Source organism: Psychromonas sp., assembly GCF_983033635.1.
This window is the reverse complement of record NZ_CEZLMY010000132.1, coordinates 1-9,647: the sequence shown is the minus strand read 5'-3', so window position 1 is coordinate 9,647 and position 9,647 is coordinate 1. Positions and strand designations below refer to the sequence as shown.

The 9,647-nt window shown below is 42.0% G+C and carries 8 protein-coding genes; 4 read left to right on the top strand and 4 right to left on the bottom strand.

Annotated features, from left to right (window positions below):
- The coding region (locus AC4GME_RS14285; protein WP_490379629.1) for a protein kinase domain-containing protein at window positions 1-2,263 on the bottom strand (2,263 nt) is incomplete at its 3' end.
- Between the two features lie 671 nt (window positions 2,264-2,934).
- Between AC4GME_RS14285 and AC4GME_RS14280 the strand changes: the two genes are divergently transcribed.
- Window positions 2,935-4,578, top strand: coding sequence for an NAD-dependent malic enzyme (locus AC4GME_RS14280; RefSeq protein ID WP_490376170.1), 1,644 nt, complete (start codon window positions 2,935-2,937; stop codon window positions 4,576-4,578).
- 293 nt (window positions 4,579-4,871) lie between these two features.
- Here AC4GME_RS14280 and AC4GME_RS14275 read toward each other — a convergent pair whose 3' ends face one another.
- Both AC4GME_RS14275 and AC4GME_RS14270 read right to left on the bottom strand, forming a co-directional pair.
- Window positions 4,872-6,299, bottom strand: a complete 1,428-nt coding sequence (locus AC4GME_RS14275) for a sensor histidine kinase (protein WP_490379628.1) — start codon at window positions 6,297-6,299, stop codon at window positions 4,872-4,874.
- On the bottom strand, window positions 6,292-7,023 hold the full coding sequence (locus AC4GME_RS14270) for a response regulator (protein WP_490376168.1): 732 nt from the start codon (window positions 7,021-7,023) through the stop codon (window positions 6,292-6,294). Before AC4GME_RS14270 ends, AC4GME_RS14275 begins: the two co-directional genes overlap by 8 nt.
- 181 nt (window positions 7,024-7,204) lie before the next feature.
- On the opposite strand from AC4GME_RS14270, the gene AC4GME_RS14265 reads away from it, so the two are divergent.
- The 3 genes from AC4GME_RS14265 to AC4GME_RS14255 all read left to right on the top strand — a co-directional run bounded on the left by AC4GME_RS14265 (window position 7,205) and on the right by AC4GME_RS14255 (window position 8,420).
- Window positions 7,205-7,510 carry a hypothetical protein gene (locus tag AC4GME_RS14265; RefSeq protein ID WP_490376167.1) on the top strand — a complete coding sequence of 102 codons (306 nt, stop codon included), beginning with the start codon at window positions 7,205-7,207 and terminating at the stop codon, window positions 7,508-7,510.
- Window positions 7,511-7,549: 39 nt separating this feature from the next.
- Entirely contained in the window at window positions 7,550-7,756 is a 207-nt protein-coding gene (locus AC4GME_RS14260; protein ID WP_490376166.1) for an SHOCT domain-containing protein, read from the top strand.
- Between the two features lie 142 nt (window positions 7,757-7,898).
- On the top strand, window positions 7,899-8,420 hold the full coding sequence (locus AC4GME_RS14255; protein ID WP_490376165.1) for a YbaK/EbsC family protein: 522 nt from the start codon (window positions 7,899-7,901) through the stop codon (window positions 8,418-8,420).
- Between the two features lie 400 nt (window positions 8,421-8,820).
- Here the strand turns inward: AC4GME_RS14255 and AC4GME_RS14250 are convergent, their stop codons facing one another.
- Window positions 8,821-9,636, bottom strand: a complete 816-nt coding sequence (locus AC4GME_RS14250; RefSeq protein ID WP_490376164.1) for a Mut7-C RNAse domain-containing protein — start codon at window positions 9,634-9,636, stop codon at window positions 8,821-8,823.
- Between the last annotated feature and the right edge of the window lie 11 nt (window positions 9,637-9,647).

The window sequence follows — 9,647 nt, the reverse complement described above, 5'->3', positions numbered from 1 at the left end:
GCACAAACTCGCGGGTATTTTCCTGAGTCAACTTAACTAACTTGAGCAACTGAAATCCAGAATCGCTTAATGACTCTGGTAATGGCTGACGTGAACTGCTGATAAACAGATTGTTTGCAGCAATAAAACGTTTATCACAGCTCAAGCTGGCGATAAACTCGATACTGGTTGGATCTGCCCAGTGCATATCTTCGAAAATAAACAGATTTGCTTGCTGTGTACCTAGCGTGTCGTTGCAAACCAGCAGTGTGATTAAGGTTTCAAATAAAACCTGTTTTTGCAGTTCCGGACTAAGCGCGGTAGGAGGTATCTCATCAGGAAGCGGTAAACCTAACCAGGCGCAGAGCACTGGAACGGCATCCTGCTCTTTTACCTGCTCTAACTTCACTATCTCATGACGAAGTTTCTGCAGCGCACTCTCCGGGGCTAATGCATCTAATGAATACTTGTATTTAATAACATTTAAAATAGGATATAAGGCGTTGTTTTGATGCTCAGGCAGACACTGCGCCACGTAATGAATCATCTGCCTGGCGCTATTTCTAAGCTCAAAGATCAGACGGGATTTTCCGATTCCCGCTTCACCATAAACATGCGCCAGTTTGTCTGCCGTTTCGCTTTCTGATGAGCTGTTATTGAGCTGTTGAATTAACTGCTTAAGCTCCTGTTCACGCCCGATAAAGGCATGATTACTTTGTGTGCCGCGCAGGAAACCAAAGGCTTCAACGTAACGTTCTGCCGTCAAGTTGTACAGTGCGCTTTCTGTCCTGTTAACGCCCAAAACTCGACTCTGTGCAGGTTCAAATTCGATATATGTCTGCAGCATTTTTTGGCTTACATCTGAACAGAGTATCTTATCCTTGCATGCCAAACGCGCAAGCTGCATGGCGATATTGGCAGTATTGCCTTCCGGTGTCGCATCGGCATGACAGGTTACAAAACCGGTATGAATACCGATACGAACATCCAGCTCTACTCCTTGAGTGGTTTTAAGTAATGCATTGCGTTTATTTAAACTACTGATGATATCCAATGCGGTGCGGGCGCACAGTCGACTGTCATTATCACTCACCGCAGGATAACCAAAATAGAACAGTAAGCTGTCTGCAAGTGTGCCTACATGATAGGCGCCATAACGGATTGCCGTATCCAGACATTGATTTTTCTGATCGCGAAGCAGTGTATCGACGACTTCATAGTCGATAATTTCATCTGAAACTGCATGCGCGCTTAAGTTAATACTCAGCGCTGTTATCTGTTTACGCTCGGTCAATCCTGTGTGATATGCAGCTTTATCATGAATAATGGTCTCATCAAAGTCGCTATTTAACACAGTGATATCATGATGATTTTTGTGCTCTTGTGCAGCGGCGATATCTCCAACAAGATTGGAAAAGTTAATCTGCGCAAGCTCTTTATATAACTCTTGCGCATTAACGCTACGCTCATGGGCTTTCTTCTGCAGTACACGTCGCAGCAATGCTGCGATTGGATGACCAACAATAGTGGCCGGTAGCGGTACATTCGACTGACTGAGTTGTTTATGGAACACCGATGCCAGGCTGCTGCCCGACATTGCTGGCTGTCCGGTGAGACATTCAATAAATACCAGCCCCCAAACATAAAGATCGGTTTTTAATGTTGGTGGCTCGCCTCTAAGTTGCTCCGGCGCACTGTAAGAGGGAGTTCCTAAGGTTTCCTGGGTCAGCGTGATACTTTTGTAATCCTGCAGACGCGCTTCATTAACTAAGGTACCGATCCCAAAATCTAATACCTTAGCATGCGTTTTAGCGCCACTTTTACTAAGCATAATATTGGCGGGTTTTATATCACGATGGATAACCCCCTGCTGGTGCGCATGGGCTAAAGCATCTAAGACTTGTGTCATAACTTCAGCGGTTTCAACAGCTGATAAAGTCCCCGATTCAGCCAATGTTTGTTTTAATGTCTTACCGTCAACATACTCAAAAACCGCATAAAGCAGATCTTCACAACTGCCTTTATCTAATAAACGTACAATATTAGGGTGTTGCAGACGGCTGCCTAATAAGGTTTCACGCTCAAAGCGTTCGATATAACGTACTCTTTTCGCATCATCAAATTCAGGGCTAACCGATAAAAATTTAATGGCAACGATTTGCCCGGTATTATTCTGTTTTGCACGATAAACACGGCCAAAACCGCCTTCGCCAATTTTTTCGAGTAGTTGATATGCTGGAGAGTCAAATTGTTCAGCAATCACATCGCAAGCTAATGATATCATAGTCATATTCTTTTTATAGTTATGTGAGCATGAGGCCCAGAATCGATTAAAAAGATTACGTTAGGCAACTATTTATATCAATGTTTCATGACTCACAAATAACGTTCATTGTATGTTTCTGATCTCATTTTTATCATTATCACAACTACTTGACATAAGCTTGCCATAGCCAATTTAATCAAATATCAATCACCTACAAAACAAACTGGGAGACTGTAAAGCTCCCCATCCAAACTATTGTGCCAAGAGGTAAAAAACCCATCAAAGAGCTGTATAAAGACTAGCTTTCCGGCTGTTTTTTAATCAAAAAACAAACAAACAAACACACACACATGTTTTATGTGGAATATGACTGTTCTGTGGATAGATAGCGTTAAGTTATATTGAAAGTGAGTGCAGTCGAGACGGATGGTGAACACTCACCACAAAGATATACAAGGTCGCTTTATCTCTATAAAGCTGAGCTCCAGCGCAACTTCTGTTATTTGATTAGAAAAATGCGCATTCTCTACTATGATGCAATTATGTACTCGGGCTGTGTTGTTTGCTTTCGGGACAGGAAAAATTTAACGGCTCATAAAACACATTTACTGAACGAAGTGTATTCGTTCATCCGCAATTTTGCGGATACTATCGCCGCACAGGGCGATAAAAACAGGAAGGGATTTGCTATGTCTGAGTTAGCTGATGATAAATTATCTCGCGGTGTTAAGGTGTTACATGATCCGGTTCGCAATAAAGGAACTGCGTTTACCGATGCAGAGCGTGATCTGCTGGGATTGCGAGGTTTGCTTCCTCCCCGTATCCATACCATTGCAGAGCAGGAGTTGCGGGTGCTCGGCAATATTCGCAGCAAGGTTACAGATCTGGAAAAATATCTTTTTTTAATTGCACTTCAGGATCGCAATGAATCTCTGTTTTATCGTGTTTTGATGAGCAATATCGAAGAGCTGATGCCGCTGATCTATACACCGACAGTCGGTAAGGCTTGTCAGGAATTCGGACATATATTCCGGCGCCCCAGAGGCTTGTTTATTTCGCTTAATGATCGTGGCCGCATAGCAGAAATTTTAAAAAACTGGCCTCACAAACAGGCTCAAGTTATTGTCGTTACCGATGGAGAAAGAATTTTGGGCCTGGGCGATCAGGGCGCCGATGGTATGGGGATTCCAATTGGAAAACTCTCTTTGTATACTGCTTGTGCGGGAATTCACCCCACACAATGCCTGCCGATTACGATTGACGTCGGTACAAATAATGAAACGCTGCTCAATGATCCGCTTTATATCGGTTTGGAACGCCGCCGGGAACGTAGTAATAAATATGATCAATTAATTGAAGAGTTTATTACCGCTGCCGAGAAGCAATTTCCTGACGTACTGATTCAATTGGAAGATTTTGGTAATCTAAACGCCTTCAGGCTGCTGCAAGTTTATCGAGAGCAAAGCTGTTTGTTTGATGATGATATTCAGGGAACGGGTGCCGTAGGCTTGGCCGGCTTACTGAGCGCATTGCGCATTACCGGCGGCGTATTTGAGGAGCAGCGGATTTTATTTTTTGGTGCAGGTCAGGCAGCTATCGGTATCGGTAATACAGTGGTCGCGGCTATGGTCGCCAAAGGTATGGCGATAGAAAAAGCAAAACAGTGCTGTTGGTATTTCGATACAAAAGGATTACTTACCAGTGAACGAGAAAATATAGCGCAGCAAAAACAGCCTTATGCGCATAAAGCGAGTAGTACAACTGATTTTCTTCAGGCAATTAGGCAGATAAAACCAACTGCAATTATTGGAGCGTCCGGGCAGGCCGGGGCTTTTTCCGAGCTGGTCATAAAAGCAATGCTCGAGATAAATACACAGCCGATTATTTTTGCGTTATCCAATCCCACTTCAAAGGCAGAATGCACTGCACAGCAATGTTATCGCAGCAGTAATGGTATGGCAGTGTTTGCCAGCGGAAGCCCCTTCGATCCAGTGCAGATAGAAAATCATACCTTTGTTTCCGGGCAAGGTAATAATGTCTATATTTTTCCCGGTGTTGGTCTGGGAATTGTTGCCAGTAAGGCGCAACGGGTCACTGATGAGATGTTTTTAATCGCGGCGCAAACACTTGCCGATCTGGTGACTGAAGACGATTTGAAGTTAGGAAGGGTCTACCCTGCCCTGTCTAAAATACGCGAAGTCTCAACACTTATTGCCGCTGCAGTCGCTGATGTTGTTTATCAACAGGGGCTGACAAATCGTGAGCGGCCTGATGATATTCTCGCGGATATTCACCAGCAGATGTATCAGCCAGTTTATCCGCATTATGCGTAGTGGCTAGATTATTTTAAGCCGCTATATACAGATAGCGCTTAGAAAGCTTTTATACCAATCCGCTTAATATTGTGATCTATTTGGGGAAGTGCGACTTCAGTCGCGCCTGTGATATTGCGCGGTTAAAACCGCACTTCCAAATACAAAAACAGATCAATTAGTTTTGCGGATTGGTATTACTGATACTCCTAAAGAAGTGTGAGCAAGTTTACTGCACCACTACAAAAATGTGTTTGTACCAGCATAGTTGTAAGCCGTTCTATAGATAAGCTAATATCATGCTGCAGTGTATTTTAAGGTTTCATATCTGCGGCAGATGGAAACATTAACTCGGCACACAAACCGCCCCCGCTTATATTTTTCAAAGTTAACTGACCGCCATATGCCTGGATTAAGGAATGGGTAATTGATAAACCCAAGCCTACATTGGATAAGTTAGTATCTCGCGCTCGATCTAAGCGAACAAATGGCTTTAGCACTTCCTGCAGCTTGCTCTCCTCAATCCCGGGGCCGTTATCGATCACTTGAATGGTCAGTTTATTATCAGACTGTCTGCTTAATATGGAAATACAAACAGGCTTATTATCATCCGCATATTGAAGACTGTTATTAACTAGATTTTCTATCATACGTCGTAGGTTGATCGGAGGAACCTTGCCAGTTATCGCGCTGTCCTGATCATATTTTATATTTCTAATATTGCGATCATGATAATCATCAATAATTGTCTGAATTAAACTGTCCAGATTAACTTTTTTCAGCGCTTCAAGTTCAGCATGATCCCGCGCAAACGCAAGCGTTGCCCCGATCATCTTTTCCATATTAAGCAGTGTATTAAGCATTTGCGCTTTATCTTCACTTTCTTCAATAAACTCTAACTGCAGTCGCAAGCTTGTAATGGGCGTACGTAAATCATGAGAAATAGCTGCCACCATTTTAGTGCGGTCTTCTAGGTATTCCTGAATTTGTAACTGCATTTTATTAAATGCTTGAATGGTTGGCTGGATATCACTTGGCGCATCAAGTTGCAGTGGAGTGAAATCTCGATGAGTCCCCATTCGCCTAGCCGCATTGGCAAGCTCTTTCACAGGTGTTAGTGAGTGTTTTATTGTCCATAGCATTAAAAACGTGGTTAATATTGCAATGCTTAACAAAGATAAAAGCAACGACCATGACCACTGGGTTGATTTTTCTTCAATAGAAGAGGTGAAATTCAACCAATTACCAGAACTAAGTTGTACAGAGCCGGCAAGCGTCGGCAGATAGCCAATATATTGCTTGTGCATCGCTTGCTGGCGTTTCCCGGAGTGCCGCCCCCTCATTGGATGCATACTGTTAATCTTTGCACTGTTTTCTTCACTTTGAATTGCTTTAAGGCGGATATTTGCAGCTTGCACTTTGGAAAACTTTAAAAGCAGCGCGTTAGAAAGCTTCACTGATTCGTTGGCTTGAGTCATAGGAAAAGAATCAATAGACAGCTGCAGATCTGAACCTTGGCTGGCCTTAACAATATTATTGTGCAGTTTGTCAGGAACACTTGCGAGTATTTCTAAAAGAGCAATCACCCGGTTTATTGTGACTGAACTGGAAATTCGATTGATATTTTGCTCGCGTTCATCGGTCACTAACTGCACGGACAGCCATGTTCCTATGCTGAATCCCAACAGCATAATTAAACTAATCTGCAGCAGTAAACTTCTGCTTTTAAACCAGCTAGCCATTTTCAACCTCACAACTAAATTGATAACCTCCACCCCAGATTGTTTTAATAAAACGCGGTTTTTTAGGATCAGGTTCAATTTTTCTGCGTAAACGGCTGATTAATGTATCGATGGAACGGTCATAAACATCGCCTCCCCGCCCCTTGACTAAGTTTAATAACTCCTCTCGGCTGAGTACAACATGCGGGTGACTGACAAATGCCTGTAAAAGTGAAAACTCTGTTGATGTCAGTGAGACTAAGCATTTATCCGGGCTAAGCAGTTCTCGAGTGGCAATGTCAAATGTCCAGGCTGCAAAAGTATACTTTACTGGCGAATTACCGTCGCAGATACCGGAAGCAACGGATGGTATGGAATAGTGCCTGCGTAAAACCGCCTTGATTCGCGCTAACAGCTCTCTTGGATTAAATGGTTTGGCTAAATAATCATCGGCACCTAATTCTAAACCGATAATTTTATCTAATTCCTCACCCAGCGCGGTCAGCATGATCACGGGCACATTGGATGTGGCACGCAGTTCACGGCATAAAGTCAGGCCATCTTTACCGGGCAGCATTAAATCAAGCACGATGAGATCGCTTGCATAGTGCGCAAGAAACGTTTCCATCTGTTTGCCGTCAGCAACTGTGTGTACGTTATATCCATGTTGTGTCAGAAAACGTTGCAGTAAATTACGAATATCCGCATGATCATCGACGACTAAAATTCTATTAGCTGATTGCATCTGTTTTACTCATAAATATGCTCTATAACTTCACTATACACCAATCTCAATTTTCAAGTGTTTCAAAGTATGTCAGCTTAAGAAACTGACATACTTTGAAAGAAAATAAAAGATTCCAGACACACATTCCCCGCCTCTTTTTGCTTTAATTAAGGTATAAATAATAGAGGAGGGATAAGCCATGAAAACTAACACTATAATGGTTGCACTGATTATTGCTTTATCACTACCGATTGTCGCTATCGCGCATGGGCAACGAGCTGGTAATTTCAATCAGTGGCATCAGAATAACGCAATGTATGGAGGAATGAATAATCAAATTCACATGCCGCAGCATTTTAATCGCTCAGCAATGCACAACAATTCACAATTGAGGCGACAAACGATGGCTGAACAGTACAACAATCCTGGATTAATGCACCGATTCACAAATCAAACACCTTGTCGTTACAATTTTACGCAACAGCAACCAGAAAGCGCTGAGTAAATAATGTGAATAATGTAAATCATGCATTTAGGAGGCAATATGTTTGGCTGGCATGAAATTGGAATAGGAATGGGGTTACCTATGATATTTTTTTGGATTCTGATGGTATTAGTTGTTGTATGGCTAATTCAAAGTTCGCGGGGAGATAAAACGTCAACAGAGTCCGCACTTGAAATAGCCAAAAAGCGCTATGCAAAAGGAGAAATTAATAAAGAGCAACTCGATGAGATCAAACGAAATATTTGAATTAACAATCAGATATTAGCAGTTAAAGGTGATCATTTAAATCGCCTTTAACTTTAGCTATAGCATTAGCTGTTATTTCCTTGGCAATACGGGGTTTATGCTATACTCAAACTTGTTCTTTAGTGTTTTTTAGGAGGTATATATGGCTATTGCAATCACACTGAAAGAATATTTTGCGAATAAAGATATCCACTATGACACAATTAAACATCGCCGGGCCTTAACATTATTAGACTCATCTCGCTCGGCTCACCTACCTGCAGAAAACGTCGCTAAAGCTGTTGTATTACAAAGTGAAGATGGTGATTATCTGATGGCATCTCTGCCTGCAAACAGTCGTCTCTCATTAACCGATGTTAACGAGCTTACAGGTAAGAATTATCATTTGGTCAATGAACATAAATTGCGGGATTTATTTCCGGACTGTTCTCAAGGAGCGATCCCGGCAATAGGCACTCCTTATAACATGACCATGTTAGTCGATGAGAGTTTATTATCTGCCGAATCGATTTATATTGAGTCGGGAGATCATACAAATTTGCTTAAACTAAGTCATCAGGAATATAGCAATCTGGTCGCCAAAATGTCACACGGTAATATTCGTGGCACAAATATTGGTGCACCCAGATTCTGGGAAAGAACAGGCAAAAAGTGGCAAATTTAAATTTTAGCCCTATTTATACAGGTCATCTCCGGCTCTCTATAAATTAGCTATTTTTAGGGGTAAAACATCTGTTTTCATCATTTTCCGGTGAAAGCAGATGCTTTTTAACGCCATCTGATAAATAACCTCAACTCGAGATAAGCAAATCGATACAGTGCAGCTATTTCCGTGTATTTCTGCGTTAAATATCATTTTTAATACATGCAGTTGAAAACCTTTTCGGAACAGCCTGCTCTCATTAATAGCAATCCGCTTAATATTGAGATCTATTTTGGAAGTGAGGCTTCAGCCTTGCCTCTTGCATTGCGCGGTTAAAAGCGCGCTTGAAAATATAAAAACAGATCAATTAGTTTTGCGGATTAATGATATAACTGCCGATCGGCAAATAAGCCCTGCAAACTTAATCTGTTTTTAATTCGTCAATATATTTACAAATGCGCTGATAATGGGAACCTTGCCAATAGATTTTTTTACAGCCGCTGCAGAGCATAAAATCGTTATAATATTGAAATGTGTCATCAGGTAAACGCTCCTTGATAAGCGCCTTATCAATATGCTGCAGTTGCGCATTGCAATCTGAACAACGTGTCAACGGGCGAAAACAGTTGTGCAGTTGAAAACGGTGAAGCACCTCTTTTAATTGCCTTTTGGGATTATCATCGCGAACCCAATAGCCATGCGTTGCCGCCGTGTATTTTAAAATACCTTTATCGCGAGTCAAAATAATGCGTTGTTCACGCAAAGAGAGTTCAACAATTTCGCTATCAGGGAAGTCATTTCTATATAAAGTATCAAAACCGAGCAGACGCAGCTTTGACGCTAACTTTCCCAAATTTACATCCACAACAAATTTACTTTCCCGTAACGGTTTAGCCCCAAGGTGAACTATCGGCTTAATGTCGAGTGATGCAAATAACGGATAAACACAGATATGCTCACCACCATATACAAGGTAATCGAAATCAACCGATTTCCCGTTGACGAAGATTAGGTCGACTTCGGTATGCGGCACACCTATAGCTTCAATGGAGTCTTTAATTGACGGGGTTCCGGTGAATTGCCAGGGGAAAATGATATTGCGCAGTTCTTCAGGCAAGAAGTCATTTAGCTCTTCGTAAAAACGAAAGCATAACGTACGAGTGATGCGGGCATGCTGTTTATCCTTCATGCTGATAAGTATAGCGATACTTGTTGCGGGCAACTGAATTTTGCGCACTTTTTATCTAA

Coding starts and splice junctions, on each gene's coding strand:
- AC4GME_RS14255 (WP_490376165.1), top strand. CDS start 7,899: ATGGCTATTGCAATCACACTGAAAGAATATTTTGCGAATAAAGATATC.
- AC4GME_RS14260 (WP_490376166.1), top strand. CDS start 7,550: ATGTTTGGCTGGCATGAAATTGGAATAGGAATGGGGTTACCTATGATA.
- AC4GME_RS14270 (WP_490376168.1), bottom strand. CDS start 7,023: ATGCAATCAGCTAATAGAATTTTAGTCGTCGATGATCATGCGGATATT.
- AC4GME_RS14265 (WP_490376167.1), top strand. CDS start 7,205: ATGAAAACTAACACTATAATGGTTGCACTGATTATTGCTTTATCACTA.
- AC4GME_RS14280 (WP_490376170.1), top strand. CDS start 2,935: ATGTCTGAGTTAGCTGATGATAAATTATCTCGCGGTGTTAAGGTGTTA.
- AC4GME_RS14275 (WP_490379628.1), bottom strand. CDS start 6,299: ATGGCTAGCTGGTTTAAAAGCAGAAGTTTACTGCTGCAGATTAGTTTA.